Origin of the sequence: Paracoccus marinus (assembly GCF_007018965.1) — a bacterium.
Lineage (GTDB): Bacteria > Pseudomonadota > Alphaproteobacteria > Rhodobacterales > Rhodobacteraceae > Paracoccus > Paracoccus marinus.
The window spans coordinates 312,450-338,653 of the sequence record NZ_VJYZ01000005.1; the positions used below are offsets into that span (position 1 = coordinate 312,450).

Below are 26,204 nucleotides of genomic sequence, written 5' to 3' on the forward strand. Positions count from 1 at the left end.
GCGCGATGGATTTCGCCCCCCGGATCACCCGCACTCCGTTCCCGTCCGACCCCGCGCGCGGCGCGGGCGCCGCCGCGCTGTTCCCGGACGCGCCACCCGCGCTTGCCCGCCTGATCGAAGGGGCGGCGGGGTCCAGCCCCTATCTGTGCGGCCTGATCCAGCGCGAGGCGGGATGGCTGCGGGACGCGCTGGAGGCAGGCGACGTGGTCGCGCGCGAGACGGCGGGGTTCGAGACGCTGACGGCGGTCGAACTCGGCCCCGCGCTGCGCCGCGCCAAGCGCCGGGTGGCGCTGTGGATCGCGCTTGCCGACCTGGGCGGCGTCTGGACCGTCGAAGAGGTGACGGCGGCGCTGACCGGTTTCGCCGACCGCGCGACTGATCTCGCATTCCGCGCCCATGTCGCTGACGAGGCGCGGCGCGGCAAGGTGCCGACCCCGCGTCACGGGGCAGACCCCGACGCCGCCGGGCTGTTCGTCCTTGCCATGGGCAAGATGGGCGCGGGCGAGCTGAACTATTCGTCCGACATCGATTTGATCGTCCTTTACGACGACGCGGCCTATGCCCCCGCCGACCAGTCCGAGGTGCGCGCGGCCCTGATCCGCGCGACCCGCAAGGCCGTTTCAACTCTGTCTGACCTCACCGAACACGGCTACGTCTTTCGCACCGACCTGCGGCTGCGGCCCGACGCCTCGGTCACGCCGGTCTGCATTTCGGCCGCAGCGGCGCTGTCCTATTACGAGGCGGAAGGGCGCGGCTGGGAACGCGCGGCCTACATCAAGGCGCGGGTCTGCGCGGGCGACCTTGCGGCCGGGGCGCGGTTCCTAGGCGACCTGCGCCCGTTCGTCTGGCGGCGCGCGCTCGACTTCGCGACCGTGCAGGACACCCACGACATGCGGCGGCGCATCCGCAGCCACAAGGGGCTGCACGGGCCGATCCGCGCGATGGGCCACGACATGAAGCTGGGCCAGGGGGGCATCCGCGACATCGAGTTCTTTGCCCAGACCGGCCAGCTGATCGCAGGCGGTCGCGATCCCGACCTGCGCGACCGGGCGACCGTGCCGGCGCTGGCCGCGCTGGCGGCCAAAGGCTGGATCCCGCAGGCGGTCGCGGACGAGCTGACCGACTGCTACCGCGCCCACCGGCGGGTCGAGCATCGCGTGCAGATGATCAACGACAGCCAGACGCATGTGCTGCCGCACGCGGCTGCGGCCTTCGCCCAGGTCGCGGCGCTGGACGGGTCGGACGATCCGGCCGCCTGGGCCGCCGAGATCGAGGCGCGACTGGCCCGGGTCGACGAACTCGCGGGCGACTTCTTCGATCCCGGCGCGGGCCAGCCGGACGACGCCGATCTGCCGCCGATGTCGGCGGAAACGGCGGCCATGATCGAGCGATGGCGCACCTACCCCGCGCTCCGCTCGGGCCGCGCGCAGGAAATCTTCGCCCGGATCGAGCCGCAGATCCTTGCCCGCATGGGCCGCGCGGCCCATCCCGACGAGGCGCTGGCGCGGTTCGACAGCTTCCTGCGCGGCCTGCCGGCGGGCGTGCAGCTGTTTTCGCTGTTCGGGTCGAACCCGCAGCTGATCGACCTTCTGGCCGACATCTGCGGCACGGTGCCGGGGCTCGCCGCCTATCTCGCCCGCCACCCGGAGGTTCTGGACGCGGTCCTGGCCGGGCATTTCTTCGCGCCGTGGCCGGGCGCGCAGGGTCTGCGCGAGACGCTGTCGGACCAGCTTGGCGCGATCCTGACGCAGCCTGCGGGCGGCTACGAGGTCGCGCTGGACGCCGCGCGCCGCTGGGCGCACGAATGGCAGTTCCGCGTCGGCGTCCACCACCTGCGCGGCCTCATCGGCGCGGACGAGGCGGCGGTGCAGTACGCCGATATCGCCGATGCCGCGATCGGCGCCCTGACGGGGGTGGTCGGGCGGAACTTCGCGGCCCGGCACGGCGCGTCGCCCGGACGCGGCGCCGTGGTGCTGGGGATGGGGTCGCTCGGCGCGCGGCACCTGAACGCGCAATCGGACCTGGACCTGATCGTGATCTACGACGTGGGCGGGGTCGAGGCGTCGGACGGCGCCCGGCCGCTTGCGGCGCGCGCCTATTACGCGCGCCTGACGCAGGCGCTGCTGACGGCCGTGTCCGCCCCGACCGCGTCGGGACGGCTTTATGAGGTGGACATGCGGCTGCGCCCGTCCGGGCGGCAGGGGCCGGTCGCGACGGCGCTCGCGTCGTTCCGCGATTACCAGATGACCGAGGCGTGGACCTGGGAACATCTCGCGCTCACCCGCGCCCGCGTGATCGCGGGGGTCGGCGGCGAGGCGGGCGCGGCGGGCGCGGACGAAGGCGGTCACGGCGCGGCGCTTGCCGCCGAGGTCGAGGCGCTTCGGGTCGAGATCCTGCAGTCCCGCGGCGGCGACCCGCGCGTAGTGCCCGACCTCGCCGACATGCGTGCGCGCATCTTTGCCGCGAAAGCGCCCGACGGCCGGTGGGAGGCGAAGAACGGTCGCGGCCGGTTGCAGGACATCGAGTTGCTGGCGCAGTCGCTCGCCGTTCGCACGGGTTCGCCCGCGCGCGCGGTCGCGGCGCAGCTGCGGGCAGGCGCGCGCGCGGGCCTGATCGACGCGGCCGATGCCCTGGCGCTGGCGGAGGCGTGGCGCGCCCTGTGGCGCATGCATTGCGCCGCGCGGCTGCTGACCGAAGGACGCCTCGACATGGATGCGGCGGGGCTTGGCGGGCAGGAGTTCCTGCTGCGCGAGATGGGGCAGCCGTCGCTGGATGCGCTGGCGGCGGACCTGGAAAGCACCGTCGAGACGGCGGGCGCGATCGTGGACCGGCTGGTGCGGGATGCTTGCGCCGAGATGTCGGCGGGGGAGTGAGCGGGGCAGGCCCGGGTGCCGTCCCTTTCCCGAGAACAGGACCATCGACGACGTGGCCGGGGAGTGAGACTGGTCAGGAAGCTGATGATCCGAACCGCCGACGATAAACGCCCGACTGTCAGACCGGGCACAAGCTTTTGCCGGATGCCTGACACTTCCTTGCTGCCCCGCGGGCCGGAAGGCCGCACGATATCGAAATGCCGCCACCCCGATTCGCCGGGCCGCACTCCGAAACCCGCTGAACGCCCGCGCCCCCGCGACGGGCTTAGCCCTCCGCTGCCCCCTCGATCGCTTCGGATCGCCCCCGCGACTCACCCGCGTTGATCGTCCCCATCGGAACCGCCGCCCCGATGGCGATCCCGGCCAGCGGGCCCGCCACCGGAACCCGCCCGTCCAGCTGCCGCAGCGGGATCGGGGTCAGGCCCGGCGCGGGGGCCAGCGCGATCTCGGGCACCTCCTCGGCTGCATCCACGCCGTGCGCGGTCTTGTCCCAGTAGAACGGGTTTACGACCACCTCGTAGAGTGCCTTCCACGCCGCGAGGCAGCCGAGCGGAAAGTAGAAGTGCAGCGTCGGCGCCCAGGCCCACAGCCCGGCATGACCGGCCCGGCGCGCGGCCCAGGCGCCGATGACGATGTTGAGCAGTTCGGACGCGACGAAGATCGAGAACAGAACCGGTACCCCGACCCCGCCCCACGGCCCCGCCAGCGGCTCGCGCAGCGGGTGCGGCAGGCCAAGGCTCAGGGCCCAGAAGCTCCACAGAAGCGGTGCCAGCAGGTATTGCGTCAGCATGCCCGCGAACTGGATCTGAAACCCCACGAACGCCCGGGTGCCGACCTGCCGCCACAGCTGCACGGGCGTCCGCATATGGACCCCCCAGGTCATCGCGTAGCCCTTGAGCCAGCGCGAGCGTTGCTTGACCCATGGGATCGGGCGGCAGTTGGCTTCCTCGTGGGTGGTAAAATCCGCGACTTCGACGCGCAGGCCCATGCGTGCCAGGCGCACGCCCAGGTCGGCGTCCTCGGTGACGTTCCAGGCGTCCCACGCGCCCGACCGCTCCAGCGCCTCGCGGCGGAAGAATTGCGTGGTGCCGCCAAGGGGCACGATCAGCCCCATGCGCGACACGCCGGGCAGGACGGCGCGGAAAAGTGCGGCATATTCGATCGTGAAGCAGCGCGACAGCCAGTTGGTGCGCGGGTTGTAGAAGTCGAGCGCGCCCTGCACGCAGGCGACGTCGGCGGGGGCCGTGGCCAGGTGGCGCGCCACCTTGTGAAGCTGCTCGGGTTCGGGCCGGTCCTCGGCGTCCCAGACGCCGATGATGTCGCCGCGGCAGAAGCTGAGCGCGTAGGTCAGCGCGCGGGGCTTGGTCCTGATCGGCCCGTCGGGCACGATGACGACGCGCAGCCAGCGCGGCAGCGTCACGCCGGCTAGGGCTTCACGGGTGATCTCGTCCGTTTCCTCGACCACCAGCACGATGTCGCTGAGTTCGCGCGGGTATGTCAGGCGCGACAGCCGCCCGACCAGCTTGCCCGCCACGTCCGCCTCGTGAAACAGCGGCACTATGACCGAGATCAGGGGCAGCTTTCCCTTCATCTCGGGTGGCGGTGCCGCAGCCAGCGCGCGGGCGCGCAGCGTGGCGCGGAACGCCAGCAGCTTCAGCGAAACACTGCCCAGAAGCGTGAGCGTGGCCCAGAGCGTAAGCGCCGCCAGCAGCGTCAGCGGCGCCAGCAGAAGGCCCGCGCTCAGCGCCCCCATGGCGATCAGCGCGACGCGTCCCGCCCCCGCCTCGTCGCGGGTGCGGCAGCTCAGGTCGCCCGACACGCGGGTCTCGGCCTGCCGGATCAGTTGCGTGCGCCGCGCGGTCAGGATCGCGTCGCGGGCGGCGGTGGGGGCGCACAGAAGCATTCGCACCGTCCCGAACCCGTGCGGCAGCCGGGGCGCGAGCGCCGCGAACTCCTCGGGCCGGGACGCGGCGACATAGGTCACGCCGCCGATGCGCCGCCAAGGCACGATGCCCGCGTTCAGGCAGAAGCCCGCGCCGGCCTGGTCGATGAGCCGCGCGTCGGGCGGGTTCGCGTCCAGGTCGGGCATGGTCGTGCGCCACTGCCGGGTCAGGGCGCGGGCCAGCGCCGCCTCGGTCACCCAGCCGTGCGCCAGCAGGATCTCGCCCAGCGGCACGTCCTGGCGCTGCCGCATCACGACGGCTTTCAGAAGGTCGCCGGGATCGACCGCCCCATCCTCGATCAGGATCTGGCCAAGCGGGCGCTGGTCGCGGACGGGGCGGGCCGCGGCCTGGGCGCGCGCGGCCGCGTCGATCCGGTCGCGGCCAATGCGCCCTTCGCGCAAGCGGACGCGAAGCGGGATGACCTGCCCGCCCGATGCGCCCTCGCCGGGCCGGTTGGTGGCAGGGTCGGCGGCAAGGTCGGGGGCTGGCGCGGTCGATGCAGGCATGGAATGTCCCCGGACGTCTGTCCGGTCATCCATGCACGACCACAGGTTAAGGCGCGGTTAACGGCGGCCTTCGGAACCGAGCAATCAGCCGCGCCGCTGTTCCATCGCGCGGGTGAACCGCTCGAACAGGTAGGCGCTGTCCTGCGGCCCCGGGCTCGCCTCGGGGTGGTGCTGGACCGAGAAGACCGGCCGCTCCGCCATGCGGATGCCGCAGTTCGACCCGTCGAACAGGCTGACATGCGTTTCCAGCACGCCCTCGGGCAGGGTCTGCGCGTCAACCGCGAAGCCGTGGTTCATCGAGGTGATCTCGACCTTGCCGGTTTCCACGTCGCGCACCGGATGGTTCGCGCCGTGATGTCCGTGGCTCATCTTTACCGTGCGGGCACCCAGCGCCAGCGCCAGCATCTGGTGGCCAAGGCAGATCCCGAAGATCGGCAGGTCACGGTCCAGCAGGTCCTGGATCATCGGCACCGCGTATTCGCCGGTCGCGGCCGGGTCGCCCGGGCCGTTCGACAGGAACACGCCCTCGGGGTCGTGGGCCATCACCTCGGCGGCGGTGGCGGTGGCGGGCAGGACCGTCACGTCGGCGCCCGACGCCACCAGCGAGCGCAGGATGTTGCGCTTGGCGCCGTAGTCCAGCGCCACGACCTTGAACGGGCGCGCGGGCCGGGCAGGGGGCTGGAACCCGTCGGGCCAGGACCACAGCCCCTCGTCCCAGCGATAGCTTTGCCGGCAGCTCACGTCGCGGGCAAGGTCGAGGCCCACGAGCCCCGCCCACGCCCTTGCCCGCTCGACCATCGCGGCGGTGTCGAAGCGGCCTTCGGGATCGTGGGCCAGCACCACATGAGGCGACCCCTGCTGGCGGATCGCGCGGGTCAGGCGGCGGGTGTCGATGCCGCCGATGCCGATCCGGCCGCGCCGCTCCATCCAGTTTGCGAGGTCCGAGGTCGCGCGCCAGTTCGACGGCTCGGTCGGGTCCCACTTGACGACGATGCCGGACGCCACCGGGTCCGCCGCCTCGTCATCCAGCGCGGTCACGCCGGTGTTGCCGACGTGGGGAAAGGTGAAGGTCACGACCTGCGAGGCGTACGAGGGATCGGTCATGATCTCCTGATAGCCGGTCATGGCGGTGTTGAAGACAAGCTCTGCCACCACCTCTCCCGCCGCGCCGAAGCCGTGGCCGCGGAAGATCGTTCCGTCGGCAAGCGCAAGGCAGGCGGTCGGTGTCGGCATGTCATGTCTCCGGCAAATCGGCGGGAAACTAGGCGCGGGGGCCGCGCGCGTCAAGCGGGCCGAAGGGCTGGAGGGCGCTTGCGGACGATGCCGCTTGACCCCGGATGCGCGCTGCGGGATTGACTGCGGGACTTAAGGCCATCCGCACACCAGCTTGCACGAGGACGACATGGACCTGCGCGACCGCATTGCCGCCGCGACCAAGGACGCGATGAAGGCCCGTGACGCCGCCCGGCTGTCCACGCTGCGGCTGATCGGCGCCGGGATCAAGGACCGCGACATCGCGGCCCGGTCCGAGCCGGGCGCGGCTGCCTCGGGTGCCGGGGCCGCGACGGGCGGGCAGGGTGTCGGCGACGACGACCTGATCGCGCTTTTGTCGAAGATGGTGAAGCAGCGCCAGGAATCGGCCCGCGCCTTTGAAGAGGGTGGCCGGATCGAGCTGGCCGAGCGAGAGATGGCCGAGATGAAGGTGATCCAGGAGTTCCTGCCCCGCCAGCTGGACCCGTCCGAGGTCGCGGCGGCGGTGGACAAGGCGGTCGCGGACCTGGGCGCCGGTTCGGTGCGCGACATGGGCCGGGTCATGGGCGAGCTGCGCGCGCGTCACGCCGGGCAGATGGATTTCGGCGCGGTCGGCGCGCTGGTCAAATCCCGGCTGATGGGCTGACGGCGTTCACGCGCAGAGAGGCGGGCAGGCGGCCTGCGCCGCCCGCTTGATCGCCGATCAGCGCTCGGCGATCTCGACCAGCGGCGCGGTTGCATGCGACAGGGCGAGCCTGCGGCCGGTCCGGTCGGCGAGCAGGCTGTCCACGCGGTCACCGTCGCGGGCGACGTGGACCAGGATTTCCTCGCCGTCGCCGACATTGCCGAAATACCAGATCGCGCGCTCGGCGTTCAGCCGCGTCGGCTCGCCGCGGTTCTGCCGCCACTCGGCCGCCTTCGCGATCCGCACGAAGTTCTTGAAGTACATGAAATCGGCGGTGTTGAAGTCCTGGATCCGGTTGACCTCGTATTCCATCGCGACCGGCCCCTCGAAGGCCGCGGTCTTCATCGCGTGGTGCCGGTCCAGTTCCGCGTCGACCAGCTCGGGCGCGTGATCCTCGCCGTTCCAGACGTCGCGGACGCGCGAGAAGCGTTTGTTCGACCCGCGCTCGGTGCGCTTGATGAAGCTGGTGAACAGGTCCACCGAGGCGCGCGCCTGCCCGTCCACGACGTACTCGGTCCGCGAAAGGGCGTGCGGCTTGCGGATCGAATGGATGGTCGTCCGCGCCTCGAACCGGTCATCCTCGCGGATGGTGTCGGTCAGGTCGAACCGGGTCCGCAGTGCGATGACCGCGCCGTACATCCGCTCGCCTCGCGCATCGAGCCATTCGGACGGCTTCAGGCCCAGGAGGTCGGCGAGGATGATCCAGTGGTTTTCCAGCGCGGTGGCCAGCGCCCAGTCCTCGGACAGGGTGTGGACGTCGAGCTGCGGCAGGCCGGCGGTGAAGGTGCTGGTGTAGTGCATGATGAGCCTTGCCGTGAGTTGCGGATGACTGCGGACAACGGTGCCGCGGGGGTGGCCCGGCGCTACTGGAAGAAGCGCCAGAAGCCGCCGTTCGGGGCCATGTCGATGGCCGGGCCCAGGATCATGCGGCGCATGTGGCCCACGTAGAACTCGACGAAGTTTGCCACGAACTGGTCGCCGTCGGTATAGGCGGCGGCGTTCGGCCCCGCCTCGAGCACCAGCGTCACCTTGCTGCCGTCCCACTGGCTGCGCGGCACGAAGGTCGCGGCCCTGGCCCGCCACGCCAGCATGCCCGCGCCGCGCCCCACGACGATCGGCCGGTCGATCAGCCACGCGTCCTGCATGTCGCCGAACGGCCCGTCCGGGAAGATATGGACAAGCCGCGGCCCCTGCTTGAGCAGCTTGGCGAGCTTGAGGAACCGCATCGCCACGTCGGGCGCGTCGGCGGGCACGTGGAAGTTCGGCTCGGGCGCGTTCACGGGAACGCCCGCCGCCACGATCGACAGCGGCATGCTGGGCACCCCGATGCCGAGATCGGTCACGGCCGACATGCCGCCGTGCAGGTTGGCGATGAAGATCGATTGCCCCTGCCGCGCCGCCTGCTGGACCAGCGTGTTGTCGATCAGCACCGCGTCGCGGACCGCCTGGCTGCGGCGCTTGGCGTCGCGGGTGCGCTCGTCGTCGGGGCCGTAGGCAATGACGTGGTGGTTGTAGCCCGACATGACGAACTTGAAATAGCCCGCCATGACGCGGCCCCAGTTCACCTCGTCGCTGAACGCCTTGAAGTCGTGCTCGGGCACGCCGCGGATCTGGGCCAGACTGTCCACGATCGTCTTTTCGACGATCTGCGGCATGTAGTCGGCGCGAAGCGTCGCAAGCCGTTCGGCGATCGAACCGGTCGCGCCGTTGAACAGCTCGTCATCCAGCAACGGAAACAGCAGCGCGCACACGTCCGCGTGCGACAGCACCAGCGACCGCAGGGCATTTCGCAGCGCCGGATCGCCGCGCGAGACGCTCACCAGACGCGCGAGTTCCTCGCGGTATTCCGCGTGCTGGCCGCTGCGGGCGAGCGCGGTCAGGCGCAGGTGCGACATCTGCGGGTGGTCGTTCAGTTCCCGGTCCATCCGGGTCAGCAGGATGGCGGGGCGCGCCTGGCTGTGCTGCAAAAGCAGCCGCCAGCCGGTGGTCGCCAGCAGGCCGAGCTTGCCGTTGCGGGGGTCGTCGGGACCGATGACGCGGGCGGTTTCCGCCAGGGCACGCAGCGCGACGGCGCCGTCCGGGTTCTGCTCAAGCGCGTCGAGCGCATGCGGCTCGAACAACTCGGGTAGCCGTACGGCGGCCAGATCTTGCATCGTCATCCACGAGGCTGTTGCGGAAGCCGAACCGAAAAGGGGGGGTCTCAGCATGCCGGAGCGTATGACATTCGATCCGCGGCTGTGCAAGGCCACGGGGTCGAGGTGACCGGGCCAGGCCCGCATGGATGCGCGGGTATGGCGGCCGATCGCGCAGGACCAACCGGACGGCCGCCCGAAACTTGCACCCTCGGCGCGAAAGCTGCTACGCAGCTTGGACCGAAAACGAGGGAGGATCCGGCATGCTGGACCGCGCGACATTCGACCGACTGCTGTCCAAGTACGCCAAGGTGGACGAGGTTCGCGACGCCGATCCGCTGTTCGCAGAGGGCCTGGATTTCAGCTCGATCGGCTTCACCGAGTTCGTGATGGCCATCGAGGACGAGACCGGGCTGGACATCGACCCGGACGAGCTGGACCACTCGATCCGCACGGTCGGGCAGCTTTACGACCATCTCAGCCGGATGTGACCGGCGAGAACGCCGCACCGGGGCCGCAACGGGTCAGAGCGGCAGCGCGTAACGGCGGCCGTGTTCGTCCCACTGGCTGTCGGGAACGATCACCATCTTGCCCGCAAAGCCCCGCGACGGGTCGGCAAAGGCCTCCTCGGCCTCGCGCAGGCGCGACAGCGGCACGGTGCCGGCGAGGACCGGGCGCAGCCGCTCCGCGCGGATCCAGCCGATCAGCCGCTCCGCCTCGGCGCGGGTCCCGTGCGAGACGCCGAAGATCCGCACTTGGTTGAGGTAGATCAACGTCCACGGCACCTGCGTCAGGTTGCCGTTCGACGCGCCTGCGATCGACAGGCGCGGATAGCTGCGGCGCGCGCCCATGTCCCCGCACATCGAACGGATCAGGGGCAGCGTCATCTCGCCGCCCACAAGGTCCATCGCGGCGTCGGGCGGGTGGCCCGTCGCGGCCAGGATCGCCGTTTCCAGGTTGGTTCCGGGCGCGCGGTGGATCACCGTCTGCGCGCCAAGCGCGCGCAGCACCTCGTCGTTGCCGGGGGTCGAGACGGCATGCGGCACCGCGCCGAGGATCCGGCACAGCTGGATCAGCGCCGACCCGACCCCGCCGCTCGCGCCGGTGACGATCACGTGGTCGCCCGCGGTAATCTCGGCCGAGGTGAGCATGTGCAGCGCCGTCTGCCATGCGCACATGCCGAGGCTGGCCAGTTCGGCATCAGAAAGGTCGGCGTTCGGGACGGCATGGAACTGGTCAGACGGGAACACGCCGTACTCGGCGAAGCCGCCATCCGCGCCGTGACCGAAGTAATCCGGGGCAAGGTTCAGGTCGGCGCGGTCGTCGGGGTAGATGTTGAAATCGAGAAGCCCCCGTTCGCCCACGCGCGCCGGGTCCACGCCCGCGCCGACGGCGGCGACCCGGCCGACCACGTCCGCGCCCTGGATGCGCGGAAAGGACAGCGTGTCGCCCGCCATCCGGAACGAGGCGATCTTGGCGTCGTCCGAGGTGTCGTAAAGCCCCTCGCGCACCTTGCGGTCGGTGTTGTTCTTGGCGGTCGCAGTGATCCTGACCAGAACCTGGCCCGGCCCCGGTCGGGGCACGGGCCAGTCGTCGCGGATCCGGATCGCGTCGATGCCGCCGTGGCGCGTCAGGATCGCGGCCTGCATCGAGGTCGGGATCGCGGCCGGAACGCCGGCCGCGACGCCGTCAGCCATTGCCGAGCACTTCGACCACCGCGTCCTTCGTGACCGACACGATGGTGTCGGCTTCCTCGCGCGTCAGGCACAGCGGCGGCGCGAAGCCCAGGATGTCGCCCTGCGGCATGGCGCGGGCGATCACGCCGCGCCGCATCATCGCGGCCGAGACCTTGACGCCGATCCCTTCGGACGGGTCGAAGAACACGCGGCCATCGCGCGCGCGCACCAGCTCGACCGCGCACAGCATCCCTTCGCCGCGCACCTCGCCGACATGGGCGTGCCCGCCAAGCGCGTCCGCCATCTGCCGGTTCAGGTACCCGCCGACCTCGCCCGCGTTCTGGACCAGACCCATGTCGTCCAGAAGCTTCAGGTTGGCGACCCCGGCCGCCGCCCCGATCGGGTGGGCCGAATAGGTCCAGCCGTGGCCGAGGACGCCGTATTCGTCGGTGCCCTGCATCAGCACGTCCCAGACGCGGTTGCCGACGATGCTGGCCGACAGCGGCGCATAGGCCGAGGTCAAGCCTTTGGCGCAGGTGATGAGGTCGGGCTTCATTCCGTAATGGTCCGACCCGAACATCGTTCCCAGCCGGCCGAAGCCCGTCACAACCTCGTCCGCGATCAGCAGGATGTCGTGGCGGTCCAGGACCTTCTGTATCGCGGCCCAGTACCCTTTCGGCGGCGGCACGATCCCGCCCGTGCCCAGCACCGGCTCGCCGATGAAGGCGGCGATGCTGTCCGCGCCCTCGGCCGCGATCAGCTTTTCAAGCTGGTCGGCGCAATGGGCCACGAAGTCCGCTTCCGACATCGACAGGTCCGGGCGGCGGAAATAATAAGGTGCCTCGGTGTGCATCACTTGTTCCAGCGGCAGGTCGAACTTTTTGTGGAACAGCTCGAGCCCCGTAAGCGACCCGCTCATCAGCCCCGAGCCGTGATAGCCGCGCCAGCGCGAGATGATTTTCTTCTTCTTCGGCAGGCCGCGGACGTTGTTGTAGTACCAGACGAGCTTGATGTTCGTCTCGTTCGCGTCCGACCCCGACAGGCCGAAATAGACCCGCGCCATGTCCTTGGGGGCGCGGTCCATGACCATCTTCGACAGCGTGATCGCCACTTCCGAACCGGCCCCCGCATAGGCGTGGTAATAGGCCAGCTCGCGCGCCTGCGTCGCGATCGCCTCGGCGATCTCCTGCCGGCCGTAGCCGACGTTGACGCAGTAGAGCCCCGCGAAACCGTCCAGCACGCGGTTGCCGTCGCGGTCGGTGATGTGGCTGCCCTCGCCCCCGGTCACGATGCGCTGCGGCGCCTCGCCGCGCGCGAACTGGGCGAGGTGGGTCGAGGGGTGGAAGAAGTTCTCGCGGTCCCACTTGGCGAGTTCGTCGTTGGTAAGCATGGGTGTCTCCTTACTCTGACCAGTCACGGCAGACGTACTTGATGTCGGTGAACGCCTCGAGCCCGTGGCGCGACCCTTCGCGGGACAGCCCGGACTGCTTCATCCCGCCGAAGGGGATCGGCGCGCCCGTGACCTTGGTGCGGTTGACCGCGACCATCCCGAAGTCGAGCGAGCGCGAGATGCGGTAGATGCGGCGCGGGTCCTGGCTGTGGACATAGGCGATCAGGCCGTATTCGGTCGCATTGGCGATCCCCACCGCCTCGTCCTCGGTGTCGAATGGGGCGATGGCGGCGACCGGGCCGAACGTTTCCTCATGAAAGACCAGCGCGTCGGTCGGCACGTCGGCAAGGACGGTCGCGGGATAAAACAGCGGCCCCTGCGGATCGCGCGCGCCGCCGGCCAGCAGCGTGGCGCCGCGTTCCAGCGCGTCGGCCACGTGTTCTTCCTGCTTCTTCACGGCGCGCTCGTGCATCAGCGGGCCCAGATCGCGATCCTCCATGCCCGGCCCCAATGTCAGCGCGCGGACCTTTTCGGCGAAGGCCGTGCAGAAGCGGTCATAGATCGGGCGCTGCACCAGAAAACGGTTCGCGCCAAGGCAGTCCTGCCCCGAGGTCGCGAACTTGGCCTTGATCGCCTCGGATACCGCAAGGTCCAGATCGGCGTCGGCAAAGACGATGAAGGGCGCGTGCCCGCCAAGCTCCAGCACCAGCCGCTTCACCGTGTCGGCGGACTGGCGGTAGAGCAGCTTTCCGACCTCGGTCGAGCCGGTGAAGCTGAGCGCGCGGATGCGCGGATGCGCGGTCCATGCGCCGACGATCTCGGGTGCGTTGCCGGGCAGGACGTTGAAGACGCCGGGCGGAAAGCCCGCACGGTCGGCAAGTTCCGCCAGCGCCAGCGCCGACAGCGGAGTCTCGGCCGACGGATGGCAGACGACGGTGCAGCCGGCGGCGATGGCGGCGGCGGCCTTGCGGGTCAGCATCGCGGACGGAAAGTTCCACGGCGTGATCAGTGCGGCGACGCCCACGGGCTCGCGCCAGACCTCCATCTCGGCGGTGGCGAGATGCGAGGTGACGCTTTCGATGTTCGGCCGCTTGGCTTCCTCGGCGTAGAATTCGACGAACGAGGCGGCGTAGTCGATCTCGCCCAGGGCTTCCGACAGGGGCTTGCCCTGTTCGGCGACCATGATCCGGGCCAGATCGTCGCGGTTCTGCATGATCAGCTCGAACCAGCGCCAAAGCGGTTCGGCCCGCAGCTGCGGCAGTTCCCAGGCCCATTCGTCAAAGGCGTCATAGGCCACGGCCACCGCGTCGCGAGCCGCGTCGGCGTTTAGGCTTGCGACCTCGGCCACCGTCGCGCCGGTGGCGGGGTCGGTCACGGCAAAGCGGGCGCTGCCCTTGACCCAGCGCCCTCCGACATAGCCGTCGGTCCTGAGCAGCGAGGGGTCGTTCAGGTCGAGTTGCATCAGATCATCCCCTCGAGTTCGCGGGGACCCGGCCCCTCCATGTCCTCGGCGCCGCCGACCTCGACCCCCACGACCGCCACGCAGTCGCCGGGCTTGACGATGCCGGGCACGTGGCGCGCGCACATGATCCCCGACCGGCCCGCCAGCAGGACGGCGGGCTGCACGCCCGTCCGCCCCGTCTGCCACAGCCTCGCGATCGGCTCGCCCTTCTTCACCACGTCGCCAAGGTCCGCGTGAAACTCGACCAGCCCGCCGTCGTCGGCGAAGACGAAGCAGTCGCTGTCGGGCATGTCGAGCCAGCGGGTCGGCGCGCGCGGCACCTCGCCCGCCAGGATCCCGAAGGCGGTGAGCACGTTCCGCAGCCCCTGCCGCGCGATCCGCACCGTGCGGGCGGTTGCGGTGCCGCCGCCGCCAAGCTCGGTCGTGACGAACACCTTGCCCATTTCCTCGGCGGCGGTGTCGTACATGCCGATCGCGTCGATCTCCAGCATCCGCACGCTCCACGGCGCGCCGAACGCCTCGACCAGCTCGAAGGCGCGGGCTTCCTGCGCCCGCGTCTCGGGGTTGTCGCCGGGCAGGATGTGGGCGGCGCAGAAGGGCAGGAAGTCGAGCGTCTTGCCGCCCGAATGATAGTCCAGCACCAGGTCCGCCATCGGCAGCAGCACGCGCTGGAAATAGTCGGCGATCTTTTCCGTGACCGTCCCGTCGGGGCGGCCCGGAAAGGTGCGGTTCAGGTTGCCGCGGTCGATGGGCGAGGTGCGGGTGCCCGCCGCAAAGGCGGGCTGGTTCATCGCGGGCACGACGATGATGCGCCCCGTGACATCCCCGGCCGCGAGGTTCGCGGCCAGATCGAACAGCGCCAGCGGCCCCTCGTATTCGTCGCCGTGGTTGGCGCCGGTCAGAAGCGCGGTCGGCCCCTCGCCGTTCCTGATGACGGTAATCGGGATCACGACCGAGCCCCAGGCGCTGTCGTCGCGGCTGTAGGGCAGGCGCAGGAAGCCGTGCTGGATGCCGTCGCGGTCGTAATCGACCGTGGCCAGCACGGGCGAGGGGCGCAGCCCCTCGGGGAACGCGGGCATGGGTTCAGTCCTTCACGAAAAGCTTGCGCGGCACGTTCGACAGCAGTTCCGGCGCGCCGTCGGTGATGGCGATGGTCTCGGTGATTTCCAGCCCCATCTCGTCGGACCAGAGCCCGGTCATGAAGTGGAAGGTCATGCCCGGCTGCAGCACGGTCTTGTCGCCGGGGCGCAGCGACATGGTGCGCTCGCCCCAGTCGGGCGGATAGCTCACGCCGATCGGGTAGCCGGTGCGGCCGTCCTTGTGGATGCCGTATTTCCTGAGGACGGAATAGAATGCGCCCGCGAACTCCTCGCAGGTGTTCCCGACGCGGGCGGCTTCCAGCCCGGCCTCCATCCCTTCCAGCACGGCCTTCTCGCCCTCGACAAATACCTTGGGCGGCTTGCCCAGGAACACCGTGCGAGACAGCGGGCAGTGATAGCGGTTGAAGCAGCCGGCGATCTCGAAGAACGTGCCTTCGCCCGACTTCATCGGCTTGTCGTCCCAGGTGAGGTGGGCGGCCGCAGCCTCGCGCCCCGACGGCAGCAGCGGCACGATGGCCGGGTAGTCGCCACCGAACTCGGCCGTGCCGCGGATGCCCGCGTCATAGATTTCCGCCACGAGGTCGTTCTTGCGCATCCCCGGCTCGATCACCTCGACGATGCGGCGGTGCATTTCCGTGACGATCGCGCCCGCCTTGCGCATGTAGTCGAGCTCGGTCGCCGATTTCACCGCGCGCTGCCAGTTCACGAGCGCGGTCGTGTCCTGGAACTTCGCGTCCGGCAGCCCGGATTGCAGCGCGGCAAAGGCGCGGGCCGAGAACCAGTAGTTGTCCATCTCGACGCCGATGCGCTTCGCGCCCCAGCCCTTGTCTTTCAGGATCGAGGACAGAAGGTCCATCGGGTGCTTTGCCGTGTTCTGCACGTAGTCGTCGGCGTAGCCGATGATGTTGTCCTCGGCGAGATAGGCGGTGAAGCGCGCCCCCACCGCGTCCATTCCCCGCCCGAAGAAGATCGGCTCGCCCTCGGGCGGGACGATCACCGCCTGGTGGACGTAGAACGACCAGCCGTCGTAGCCCGTGAGCCAGTTCATGTTGCTGGGGTCGCTGACGATGAGCAGGTCGACGCCCTTCTCCTCCATCGCGCGGCGGGTCTTTTGCAGGCGGTCGGCGTATTCGGCTCGGGTGAACTTCAGGGCGATATCGGGCATGTTGTCCTCAGGCGGTGAAGGTCTGGCCGGCCTTGGCCGCGCGGGCGCGCGACAGGGCAAGGGCGGCGATGGCGGTGTCCTGGATGCCGGTGCCGGTCAGGTCGGCTATGGTGATCTCGTCCGGGCGGGTGCGGCCGGGTACCTCTCCCGCGATGATCTGGCCCAGTTCGGGGCGGGTGTCGGTGTCCGCGACGAGCCCGGCGGCGATCGCGTGGTGCCACTCGCCCAGGCGGCGGGTCTGCGCCAGCCGGTCGGCCGCGTAGGTGGCCTGCGCGATGAGCGCGGGGTCGATCTCGTTCTTGTGCTCGGCGTCCGATCCCATCGCCGTGACGTGCGTGCCGGGGGCGACGTCGGCGGCGTTCAGGATCGGGCTTTCGGCGGGGGTCGTGGTGACGATGAGGTCGGCGCCGCGCGTGGCGACGGCCACGGTGGCGGCGGACGTGACGGGGATGCCCAGCCGCGCCGCCATGTCGGTGGCGAAATCCGCGGCCTTGGCCGGATCGCGCGCCCAGACCCGCGCGGCGGAAAGCCCGCGCACCTGCGCCAGCGCCGAAAGCTGCATCCGCGCCTGCATCCCGGCCCCAAGGATCGCCGCGACCGACGCATCGTCGCGCGCGAGATGCTTGGCCGCGACCGCGCCCGCGGCGGCGGTCCGCACATCGGTCAGGTAGCCGTTGTCGAGCAGCAGCGCCTCGACCAGCCCGGTGCGGGCCGACAGGACGACCATCATCCCGTTGGTGGACGGCAGGCCGAGCGCCGGGTTGCCGAAGAAGCCGGGGCTGATCTTGATCGCGAAGTGATCGACGCCGGGAATATAGGCGGTCTTTACGTCGACCTCGCCCCGGTGTTCGGGGATGTCGAGGCGCAGGATCGGCGGCATCGCGACGGATTGCGTCGCCAGCGCCACGAAGGCGCGTTCCACGCAGTCGATCGCATCCATGTCCAGCGGCACCAGCGCACGCAGGTCGGTTTCGGTCAGGATGGTGACGGGGGGCCGGTTCATGCCGCCTCCGCCGTGTTCGCGCCGGCGACGATGCGGGCGTGAAGCGCGGGGTCCACGTTGCCGCCCGACAGCACGGCAACGACCGGGCTGCCCGCCAACGCCTTCGCGTGGATCTTGCCCGCCAGCAGCGCTGCGGTGCCGACGGCCGCCGCGCCCTCGACGACGTGGCCCTGCGCGGCGAGGTGGCGCATGCCCTCGGCAATCTCGGCTTCGGTCAGAAGGACGGTTTCGTCCACCAGCGCGCGGCAGATCGGGAAGGTGACGCGGTTCTTCAGCCCCACGCCGCCGCCGAGCGAATCCGCGAGGCTCGCGGTCTCCTCGACCTCAACGGGGGCGCCGGCGGCAAGGCTCGCGATCATCGCGGCGCCGCTTTCCATCGTCACGCCGACGATGCGCGTGCCGGGCCTGAGCGCCTTGACCGCCACCGCGATCCCGGCGATCAGCCCGCCGCCCGACAGCGGCACGAGGATCGTGGTGGCGTCCGGCGCATCCTCGGCGATCTCGAGCCCGATGGTGCCCTGACCGGCGACGACCGCCGCATCGTCGAAAGGGGCGATCTCGGTCAGGCCCTCGTCGCAAACGGCCCGGGCAACCTCGACCATCGCCTCGTCCTGGCTCGCGCCCACGATCCGCACCTCGGCGCCAAGGTCGCGGATCGCGGCGACCTTGTTCTGCGGCACGAGCCGCGACAGGCAGACCACCGCGCGGGTGCCCGCAAGCCGCGCCGCATGGGCGAGCGCGCGGCCATGGTTGCCGGTGGAAGCGGTGACGACGCCCCGCGACAGCGCGTCCGGCGCGAGCGACAGGACCGCGTTGGTCGCGCCGCGCAGCTTGAACGCGCCGGTTTCCTGCAGATGTTCGGCCTTCATCAGGACCGGGACGCCAAGGCGCGCGCTCAGCACCGGATCGGCCAGCATCGGAGTGCGCCGGACCCGGCCCGCGATCCGCGCCCGCGCGGCGGCGATGTCGTCCGGGGTGACGGGAAGGGCGGTCATGGCGTCCTCATCAGCGCGCCGGGCGCGGCCGCGCCGGTGTCGCCGCAGGCGCGCAGCACCGCCCAGGCGGTGGCGAGGTTCGCGGACACCACCGGCACGCCCGCCGCTTCTTCCAGCCGGTCGATCCATGCGGCCGCGCGCAGCGCCGTGCAGGCGATGAACAGCGCGTCCGACCCCGGCGCGGTCGCGGTCCTCGCCTGTTCGACCAGCGTGGCCGCATCCACCCGCGCCATCGCGCGGTCGTCCGCAAGCCCCATGCAGGTCACGCGGTCCAGCGCGAAACCTTCGGCCGCGAACAGCTCCGCCATCGGCGCGGTGGTTTCGGCGACGTAGGGGGTCAGCAGCGACAGCCGCCGCACCCCCAACGCCCGCAGCGCCGCCAGCGCGGCCGAAACGGGCGTGATCGCCGCGGCACCCGGCTTGCCCGCCGAAATCGCGGCCCGCACCGCCGCGTCCCCGATCACGACCGAGGCCGAGGTGCAGCTGTAGACGACCGCATCCAGCGTCTCGTCGGGCAGGATCAGCGCCGCGGCGGCGGTGATGTCGGGCGCCATCGCCGCCAGCGTCGCGGGCGTCACGGGGTTCGCGAACGGGATCCGCGTGGCGTGGACCGCGATCCCGCGCGGCGCCAGCATCCGGGCGAAATCCACCTCGGTCGTCATGTCGGTCGAAAGCGCGACGAGCCCGATCCGGCGCGGGGTCGGCTGGTCGTCCAGCGAAACCGCGAGCGGCGACAGCTGCGGAACCACCGTCGCGCGGGGCAGGGCGGTCACGTCCGCCTCCCGTAGCGGTGTTCCAGCCAGCGCAGGATCGCGACCGAGATCAGGCTGATGACCAGGAAGAACACGCCCACCATCGTCATCGGCTCGACATAGCGGTAGCTCGAGTTCGCGATCGACTTGGCCTGGTTCATCATCTCAAGGACGGTGATCGCCGACAGAAGCGGCGTTTCCTTGAACATGGCCAGCAGGTAGTTCGCGAGCGCGGGGATCATCGGCGGCACCGCCTGCGGCAGGACGACGTTGATCCAGGTCTGGCGCATGGTCAGGTTGGTGGCGCGCGCGGCTTCCCACTGGCCGCGCGGCACCGCCTCGATCCCGCCGCGATAGACCTCGGCCGCGTAGGTTGCGTAGTGCAGGCCCATCCCGATCACCCCGGCGGCGAGCGCGGGCAGGCGGATGCCGATGTCGGGCAGGACGTAGAAGATGAAGTACAGCTGCACCAGCAGCGGCGTGCCGCGGATGAACTGGACGAGGAAACCTGCGGTGCGCGCCACGATCCGGTTCGACGAGCGGCGCAGCAGCGCGAACACCAGCCCCAGTACGGCGGCGACGGCGGCGCCAAGGACGGTCGCGATCACCGTGACCTTCAGCCCCGACAGCAGCAGCGGCAGGATCTCGCGCGCGTAGGCCCAGTCCCATTCCATCAGCGCACCCCGTCCAGACCGCGCGTCACGCGCCGTTCGAGCCAGCCGATCGCGCCGGCGATCGCCAGCGACATCAGGAAGTAGAGAACGAGGATCGTCAGGAACGGCACGATCGTGTTGCCGGTCTGCGACCGCACGATCTGACCCTGGAAGGTCATGTCGGCAAGCGAGATCAGCGACACCACGGCAGTCGCCTTGAGCAGTTCGATCGCGTTGTTGCCAAAGGTCGGCAGCATCAGCGGCAGGGCCTGCGGCAGGATGACGTGGCGCAGCCGCTGCCAGCCAGTCATGTTCAGCGCGACGGTCGCCTCGCGCTGGTCGTTGGGCACCGCGAGGATCGCGCCGCGCACGACCTCGGCCCCGTAGGCGCCCACGTTCAGGCCAAGCGCCAGCACGCCGGCCTCCATCGCGCCCAGCGACACGCCGGTCATCGGCAGGACGAAGTAGATCCAGAACAGCTGCACGAAGATCGAGGTGCCCCGGAAGAACTCGATATAGGCGGTGGCGAGCCAGCGCACCGGCGCCCAGGGCGCGATGCGCCCCAGCCCGGCCACAAAGGCCACGACCAGCGCCAGCGCGCAGCCCATCACCGTCAGCCGCACGGTCACCCACGCGCCTTCGAGGATCAGCACAAGATATCCAGCCCAGTCGCCCATGCGGCCCCGGTCCAATTCCGTTTCAGGTCAGGTGGGTGGCCGCGGGGCCGGTGCGCGCACGATCGCGCGGTTCAGCCCCGCGGCCGGACGATCACTGCTGCGCGCAGAGCTTATCGCGGTCGGTAGACATCGCGGCCTGGGCCGAGAAGCCGTAGGGTTCGATGATCTTGGCGAACTCGCCCGATTCCTTCATCTTGGCCAGCTCGACGTCAAAGGCGTCGCGCAGTTCGGTGTTGCCCTTGCGGAACGCCACCCCATCGCAATAGACCGGCGCGCCTTCGACCGGGGCAAACACTTCCAGGCTCGCGTCGGCCGATTTGGTGAGCAGGTCGTTCAGCGACAGCACCGGCAGCGAATAGGCGTCGATGCGGCCATCCTGCAGCATCTTCAGCCCCGACTGCGCGTCCGGCACCACGACCACGCGATCGCGCGGCACGCCCGCTTCCAGCGCCAGCTTTTCCTCGGTCCCGCCACCCGGCGCGCCCAGACGTGCTTCCGGGTCCTTGGCGAAGTCGGCGTAGGACTTGAAGCCCTTGGGGTTGCCGCTGGGCAGCAGCAGCGCCTCGGCGTCGCACAGCACGGGCTGCGAATAGTCCACGGCCGCGCAGCGCTCGGGCTTCATGAACAAGCCGGCGGCGATCGCGTCCACGCGCTTGGCCTGAAGGCTGGGGATCATCGCGCCGTATTCGATCACCTGCGCGTCAAGGGCAGCCACGCCCAGCTTCTCGAACACCGCGCGGGCCACGTCGGGGGCCGCGCCCGAAACCTTGCCGCTGGAATCGATCGCGGTGAAGGGCGGCTCGTTGCCGATCGCGATGGTGACGTTGCCGTCGGATTTCAGGTCGTCGAGCGTCTGGGCCGACGCCATCGCCGGAGCGGCGAGAAGCATTGCGGCAAGCACACAGTTTTTCATCATCTTCTCCGCTGTTGATCTGTTCTTGGTCGTCCGGCGGCCGTTGACCGGCCGTCTCGATGGTAGGTCGGTCGTCTCAGACGCGGTGGCCCGCGGCGATGATCTTGCGCAGGAACGTGCGTGTGCGGTCCTGCGCAGGATTGGTGAAAATCTGTTCGGGCGTGCCCTGCTCGCAGATCCGGCCCTTGTCGAAGAACAGGACCCGGTCGGCGAATTCGCGGGCGAACCCCATCTCGTGGGTGACGAGCAGCATGGTCATGTCGGTCTCGTCGGCCAGGCGCTTCATGACCTCCAGCACCTCCTCGACCAGCTCGGGGTCCAAGGCCGAGGTCACCTCGTCGAACAGCATGATTTCGGGCTTGAGCGCGAGCGCGCGGGCGATCGCCACCCGCTGCTTCTGCCCGCCCGACAGCTGCGAGGGCATCGAGCCCGCCTTGTCGGCAAGCCCGACCATCTCGAGAAGCTCGCGGGCCTGCTTTTCCGCCTCGGCCCGCTTTGCGCCCTGGGTCAGGATCGGGGCCAGCGTGATGTTGTCGAGGACCGACTTGTGCGGGAACAGGTTGAAGTGCTGGAACACCATGCCGATGTGGCGGCGCATCTTGTGCAGGTGCGCCTCGTCGGCCGGCACCTCGGCCCCGTTCCGGCGCATCTGGTACAGCGGCTCGCCGCAGACCTCAATGCGGCCGCCCGAGATGGTTTCCAGCGTCATCAGCATCCGCAGGATCGTGGTCTTGCCCGACCCCGAGGGGCCGATCAGGGCCAGCTTCTCGCCCCGCTGGACGTCGAACGACAGGCCGTCGATCACGGTCAGCGGACCGAACGATTTCTTCAGGTCGTGGATGCGGATGATCGGATTGTCCAAAGCCTTCCTCGCGCTGTTGCCGGCAGGATTGAACTGATCTCGCATCATGTCAATCGGCTTTTTCTTATCATGACAATTTGGACAGGTCTTGCCTAGATCATGGGCAGGACGGGCTCGGCCGACCGGGCCAGCATGTCGCGCACGACGCCAAGGCCGCGGCGCAGGCCGGCCGCGTCGGTGGACCCCAGCGCGATGCGCACCGCGCCGCCTCCCACCCTCTCGCCCAGCCGGAACGCGCGGCCGGACGCGACCGCGACGCCGCCCGAATGGGCCTGCGCCACGAACGCGTCCTCGTCGGTGTGGGCGGGCAGTTCCATCCACAGGTGCAGGCTTTGCGGGTGGGCGCGGAACGGCATGCCCCTCAGCATCTCGGCCGCCAGCGCGTGGCGTTCGGCAAGCGCCGCGCGTTGCCAGTCGATCAGTTCGGCGATGGTCCCGTCGCCGATCCAGTGGCTCAGCAGCTCGACCATGACCGGCGTCGCGATCCAGTTGGTGACGAGGTGGCGGTTCGCCGCCGCCGTGGCCAACCGCTCGGGCACGACAAGATAGGCCAGCCGCAGGCCTGGCAGGGTGATCTTGGTGAAGCCGCTGATGTGCAGCACGCGTTCCGGCGCAAGGGCCACGAACGGCGCGGGGCGATCCTTGATGAGCGCGTTCAGGACGTCGTTTTCGATGATCATAAGGTCGTGGCGGCGCGCGACCGCGACGATTTCCTCGCGCCGGGCGACGCTGGACACCAGCGCGAGCGGATTGATGGCGGATGGTTGCAGGTAGACGGCCGCGACCGATCCGCGCCGGGCCGCGCGGTCGAGCGAGGCCGGAACGATCCCGTCGTCATCGACCTCAAGCGGTTCCAGGTGCAGGCCGAGATAGCGCGCCAGCGGGATCAGCAGGTGGTGGGTCAGCCGCGCCGCCGCCAGCGTCCCGCCCGGCGGAACCGCCGTCATCACGGCGGTCGAGATCGCGGGCGTCGCCCCGTCGGTGATGACGATCCGCTCGGGCGCCGCGTCGATGCCCCCGCGCGCAAGCCAGCCCGCCGCCACGTTCCGGTGCGGCGGCAGGACCGAGTTCGGGCGGAACGACAGCGCGTCCTGCGCGGGCATGTTCTGCGCCAGCCACGCCATCCCGTCGCGCATCCGGTCCACGTGCAGGCGCGAGGTGACGGGTTTCAAGATCGACAGGTCCACGACCTCGCCGCTGCGCTGCGACAGGTACGGCGCGCGCGTCTCGGGCGGCAGGACGAAGCTGCCGCGCCCGACCTCGCCCGAGACGAGGCCGCGGCGGATCAGTTCCTCATACGCGCGCGACACGGTCTGCAGCGACAGGTCCAGCCGGTCGGCCAGCTGGCGCTGCGGCATCAGCCGGTCGCCGGGCGCGATCGTGCCGCGCCGGATCGCCTGCGCCAGCTGCTCGGCCAGCGACAGGTAGGCGGGGCGGGTCAGCGTCGCGCGGTCTGGAATCCACAATGTCATGGTTTCCAGCTAGCAAATCCGTGCAATTTTGCAAGACAATGCGTATGCGGGCGGCGGGGCGCGGTGTCGCCGGATCACTCGCCGCGGGGGAAACGCTTGCTGTCCTCGAGGATGTCCAGGTTCATGTGGTTGCGCATGTAGCGCTCGGACGCCTGCATCAGCGGCTGGTAGTCCCACGGGAAATAGGCCCCGTTCCGCAGCGCCTCGTAGACGATCCAGCGGCGGGCCTGGCTTTGCCGCACCTCGGCGTCGTAGGCGGCAAGGTCCCACCGCGCGGCCGCCATCGCCCGCAGCCGATCCAGCACATCGGCATGGGCCGGGTCGTCCGCCAGATCGGCCCGCTCGCCCGGATCGGCGTCAAGGTCGAACAGCTGTTCGGGGTCGGCAAGGCAGGTGGTGTATTTCCAGCGCCCGTACCGGATCGCCACCATCGGCGTGACGCTGGCCTCGGCCGCGTATTCCATCGCCACGGGGGCGCGGGGCGCGCCGCCCGCCACCGGCACCAGCGACTGCCCGTCGGTCCACGGCATCACCTCGTCCAGCGGCAGCCCGACGAGGTCCGCCAGCGTGGGCAACAGGTCGATCGTGGAGACCGGGGTGTCCACCCGGCCCGGCCTGATCCCCGGCGCGGCGATCATCAGCGGCACGCGGGCGGACGGGTCGAAGAAGTTCATCTTGAACCACAGGCCGCGGTCGCCCAGCATCTCGCCGTGGTCCGACAGAAAGACGACGATCGCGTCCTGCCGCGTGTCGCGCAGCACCGCCATGATCTCGCCGATCTTGTCGTCGATGTAGCTGATGTTGGCGAAATATCCCTGACGCGCGCGCCGGATCTGGTCGCCCGAGATGTCGTAGCGCCGCCAGTCGCAGGCGTCGAGGATGCGCTGCGAATGCGGGTCCTGCGCGTCGTAGGGGATGGCCTCGGGCGGCTCCAGCTCGGCCGCGCCGTCGTACAGGTCCCAGTAGCGGCGGCGGGCGACGAAGGGGTCGTGCGGGTGGGTGAAGCTGACCGTCAGGCACCACGGCCGCGCGTCCGCGCCGCGCGACAGGTCGTAGAGCTTGCGGCAGGCGTTGTAGGCGACCTCGTCGTCGTATTCGTACTGGTTGGTGATCTCGGCCACGCCCGCGCCGGTGATCGAGCCCATGTTGTGATACCACCAGTCGATCCGCTCGCCCGGGCGGCGGTAGTCGGGCGTCCAGCCGAAATCGGCCGGGTAGATGTCGGTCGTCAGCTGCTCCTCGAACCCGTGCAGCTGGTCGGGGCCGACGAAGTGCATCTTGCCGGAAAGCGTCGTGGCGTAGCCCGCGCGGCGCAGGTGGTGGGCGTAGGTCGGGATGTCCGACCCGAACTCGGCCGCGTTGTCGTAGACCCGCGTACGGCGCGGCAGCTGCCCCGACATGAAGGCGGCGCGGGCGGGTGCGCAAAGCGGGCTCGCGGTGTAGGCGTTGGTGAAGCGCGCCGACCGTTCGGCCAGCGCGCGCAGGTTCGGCGCGTGCAGGAACGGCGCCGGGCCGTCGGGGAACCACACACCCGACAGCTGGTCGGCCATCAGGATCAGGATGTTCGGGCGGCTTCCCGTCGGCTGGTCGGCGGTCATCCGAGAATTGCGGCCTTCGCGGCGTCGAGCCCGTTCTGGCCGTCCAGCGTGGTGACGCCGGTGGTCCATTCGGTGACGACCTCGGGGTTCTCGCGCAGCCACGCCTTCGCCGCTTCCGGCCCGGTCTTGCCGTCGTCGAGGATCGCCCCCATCAGCGCGTTCTCCATCTCCACGCCGAAGGTCATGTTCGTGAGCAGCCTGGCCGCATTCGGGCAGGCCTGCGCCCATTCCGAACGGGCGAGCGTATGGACGGTGGCGCCGCCGAAGTCGGGACCGAACTCGTCGTCGCCGCCCGACAGGTAGGTGATGTCGTGCGCGATGTTCATCGGGTGCGGCGCCCATGCCAGGAACACCGTCGGCGTCTTGCCCTGGTCGTTGCGGGCGACCTGCGCCAGCATCGCCTGTTCGCCCGATTCCAACAGTTCCCAGTCGCCAAGGCCGTTCTTGTCGGCCGCGATCATCGCCGCGATCGACTGGTTCGCGGGCGCGCCGGGTTCGATCCCGTAGATCTTGCCCTCGAACGCGTCGCGGTGGGCGTCGAGATCGGCGAAGCTCGCCACGCCCAGCTCCGCGCCGGCCTTGTTCACGCCCAGCGTGAACTTCGCGCCCTGAAGGTTCTGGACCAGCTCGGTCGTCTTGCCGGACGCGTCGAGGTCGTCGCGGAACTTCTTCTGCGCCGGCATCCAGTTGCCGAGGAAGGCGTCGATCTGCGCGCCCTTCAGCGCCTCGTAGCCGATCGGCACCGACAGCGTCTGAACGTCCGGCGTGTAGCCGAGCGATTCCAGCATGACCGAGGCTAGGCCGTTGGTCGCGGTGATGTCGGTCCAGCCGGGATCGGACAGGCGGACGGTGCCGCAGGTGCCGGCATCGTCGGCCAGGGCGGGCGTGGCCGACAGCGCGAGCGCGGCGATCAGGAACGGACGGATGGTCATGGGTGAAGCTCCCCCTGCAATGACTGGCTGGCGGGCCCGGCCGGGCCCGCCGCCACCGGGGCAAACTTTGCGCCCAAATCCGCAGTATGCAAGTCGTGATTTCAGGCGCGAAAATGTCGCGCCCCTGACCCTGCGGGGAAAGTTGACCGAATGCCTCGGACATA

General features: G+C 70.0%; 22 protein-coding genes. 3 read left to right on the forward strand and 19 right to left on the reverse strand.

Going from position 1 to position 26,204, the window contains the following annotated elements; translation table 11 throughout:
- Positions 1–5: 5 nt before the first annotated feature.
- A complete protein-coding gene (locus FNF32_RS04075) occupies positions 6–2,873 on the forward strand; it encodes a [protein-PII] uridylyltransferase family protein (RefSeq protein ID WP_131674181.1) in 2,868 nt (955 codons plus the stop codon).
- 265 nt (positions 2,874–3,138) lie between these two features.
- Here the strand turns inward: FNF32_RS04075 and FNF32_RS04080 are convergent, their stop codons facing one another.
- Entirely contained in the window at positions 3,139–5,322 is a 2,184-nt protein-coding gene (locus FNF32_RS04080) for a glycosyltransferase (RefSeq protein WP_131674182.1), read from the reverse strand.
- 84 nt (positions 5,323–5,406) lie between these two features.
- Positions 5,407–6,555 (reverse strand): glutamine-hydrolyzing carbamoyl-phosphate synthase small subunit, encoded by a 1,149-nt coding sequence (carA, locus tag FNF32_RS04085; RefSeq protein WP_131674183.1) that lies wholly within the window; start codon positions 6,553–6,555, stop codon positions 5,407–5,409.
- Between the two features lie 169 nt (positions 6,556–6,724).
- Here carA and FNF32_RS04090 point away from each other — a divergent pair, with 169 nt between their 5' ends.
- Positions 6,725–7,219, forward strand: coding sequence for a GatB/YqeY domain-containing protein (locus tag FNF32_RS04090; protein WP_131674184.1), 495 nt, complete (start codon positions 6,725–6,727; stop codon positions 7,217–7,219).
- A 57-nt stretch (positions 7,220–7,276) separates the two neighbouring features.
- Here FNF32_RS04090 and FNF32_RS04095 read toward each other — a convergent pair whose 3' ends face one another.
- Positions 7,277–8,059 carry a Pnap_2097 family protein gene (locus tag FNF32_RS04095; RefSeq protein ID WP_131674185.1) on the reverse strand — a complete coding sequence of 261 codons (783 nt, stop codon included), beginning with the start codon at positions 8,057–8,059 and terminating at the stop codon, positions 7,277–7,279.
- Between the two features lie 62 nt (positions 8,060–8,121).
- Positions 8,122–9,417 (reverse strand): hypothetical protein, encoded by a 1,296-nt coding sequence (locus tag FNF32_RS04100; protein WP_131674186.1) that lies wholly within the window; start codon positions 9,415–9,417, stop codon positions 8,122–8,124.
- Positions 9,418–9,653: 236 nt separating this feature from the next.
- On the opposite strand from FNF32_RS04100, the gene FNF32_RS04105 reads away from it, so the two are divergent.
- Positions 9,654–9,881, forward strand: a complete 228-nt coding sequence (locus FNF32_RS04105) for an acyl carrier protein (protein WP_131674187.1) — start codon at positions 9,654–9,656, stop codon at positions 9,879–9,881.
- A 33-nt stretch (positions 9,882–9,914) separates the two neighbouring features.
- On the opposite strand, the gene FNF32_RS04110 is transcribed toward FNF32_RS04105, so the two are convergent.
- From FNF32_RS04110 to choX, 15 genes are all read right to left on the reverse strand, one after another.
- Positions 9,915–11,087, reverse strand: a complete 1,173-nt coding sequence (locus FNF32_RS04110; protein ID WP_221930646.1) for an alcohol dehydrogenase catalytic domain-containing protein — start codon at positions 11,085–11,087, stop codon at positions 9,915–9,917.
- Positions 11,080–12,456, reverse strand: coding sequence for an aspartate aminotransferase family protein (locus FNF32_RS04115; RefSeq protein ID WP_131674188.1), 1,377 nt, complete (start codon positions 12,454–12,456; stop codon positions 11,080–11,082). Before FNF32_RS04115 ends, FNF32_RS04110 begins: the two co-directional genes overlap by 8 nt.
- A 10-nt stretch (positions 12,457–12,466) precedes the next feature.
- Positions 12,467–13,918 (reverse strand): NAD-dependent succinate-semialdehyde dehydrogenase, encoded by a 1,452-nt coding sequence (locus FNF32_RS04120; protein WP_131674189.1) that lies wholly within the window; start codon positions 13,916–13,918, stop codon positions 12,467–12,469.
- Entirely contained in the window at positions 13,918–14,997 is a 1,080-nt protein-coding gene (gene doeB / locus FNF32_RS04125; protein WP_131674190.1) for a N(2)-acetyl-L-2,4-diaminobutanoate deacetylase DoeB, read from the reverse strand. The genes FNF32_RS04120 and doeB overlap by 1 nt, the downstream gene beginning before the upstream one ends.
- Before the next feature lie 4 nt (positions 14,998–15,001).
- Positions 15,002–16,183 (reverse strand): ectoine hydrolase DoeA, encoded by a 1,182-nt coding sequence (gene doeA, locus FNF32_RS04130; protein ID WP_131674191.1) that lies wholly within the window; start codon positions 16,181–16,183, stop codon positions 15,002–15,004.
- 7 nt (positions 16,184–16,190) lie between these two features.
- Positions 16,191–17,186, reverse strand: coding sequence for a cyclodeaminase (locus FNF32_RS04135; protein ID WP_131674192.1), 996 nt, complete (start codon positions 17,184–17,186; stop codon positions 16,191–16,193).
- Positions 17,183–18,181: a hydroxyectoine utilization dehydratase EutB gene (gene eutB / locus FNF32_RS04140; RefSeq protein ID WP_131674193.1), complete on the reverse strand. Its 999-nt coding sequence runs from the start codon at positions 18,179–18,181 to the stop codon at positions 17,183–17,185. Before eutB ends, FNF32_RS04135 begins: the two co-directional genes overlap by 4 nt.
- Positions 18,178–18,954, reverse strand: a complete 777-nt coding sequence (locus FNF32_RS04145) for an aspartate racemase/maleate isomerase family protein (RefSeq protein WP_246087673.1) — start codon at positions 18,952–18,954, stop codon at positions 18,178–18,180. The genes eutB and FNF32_RS04145 overlap by 4 nt, the downstream gene beginning before the upstream one ends.
- Positions 18,951–19,607, reverse strand: coding sequence for an ectoine/hydroxyectoine ABC transporter permease subunit EhuD (gene ehuD, locus FNF32_RS04150; RefSeq protein WP_131674194.1), 657 nt, complete (start codon positions 19,605–19,607; stop codon positions 18,951–18,953). The genes FNF32_RS04145 and ehuD overlap by 4 nt, the downstream gene beginning before the upstream one ends.
- Positions 19,607–20,263, reverse strand: coding sequence for an ectoine/hydroxyectoine ABC transporter permease subunit EhuC (ehuC, locus tag FNF32_RS04155; protein ID WP_131674195.1), 657 nt, complete (start codon positions 20,261–20,263; stop codon positions 19,607–19,609). Before ehuC ends, ehuD begins: the two co-directional genes overlap by 1 nt.
- A gap of 91 nt (positions 20,264–20,354) precedes the next feature.
- Positions 20,355–21,179, reverse strand: a complete 825-nt coding sequence (gene ehuB, locus FNF32_RS04160) for an ectoine/hydroxyectoine ABC transporter substrate-binding protein EhuB (protein WP_131674196.1) — start codon at positions 21,177–21,179, stop codon at positions 20,355–20,357.
- A gap of 73 nt (positions 21,180–21,252) precedes the next feature.
- Complete coding sequence (gene ehuA, locus FNF32_RS04165; protein ID WP_131674197.1) at positions 21,253–22,038, reverse strand: ectoine/hydroxyectoine ABC transporter ATP-binding protein EhuA; 786 nt, start codon at positions 22,036–22,038, stop codon at positions 21,253–21,255.
- Positions 22,039–22,130: 92 nt separating this feature from the next.
- Positions 22,131–23,510, reverse strand: coding sequence for a MocR-like ectoine utilization transcription factor EhuR (ehuR, locus tag FNF32_RS04170; RefSeq protein ID WP_131674198.1), 1,380 nt, complete (start codon positions 23,508–23,510; stop codon positions 22,131–22,133).
- Positions 23,511–23,584: 74 nt separating this feature from the next.
- Positions 23,585–25,108: a choline-sulfatase gene (gene betC / locus FNF32_RS04175; protein ID WP_131674199.1), complete on the reverse strand. Its 1,524-nt coding sequence runs from the start codon at positions 25,106–25,108 to the stop codon at positions 23,585–23,587.
- A complete protein-coding gene (gene choX / locus FNF32_RS04180) occupies positions 25,105–26,040 on the reverse strand; it encodes a choline ABC transporter substrate-binding protein (RefSeq protein ID WP_131674200.1) in 936 nt (311 codons plus the stop codon). Before choX ends, betC begins: the two co-directional genes overlap by 4 nt.
- Positions 26,041–26,204 lie beyond the last annotated feature (164 nt).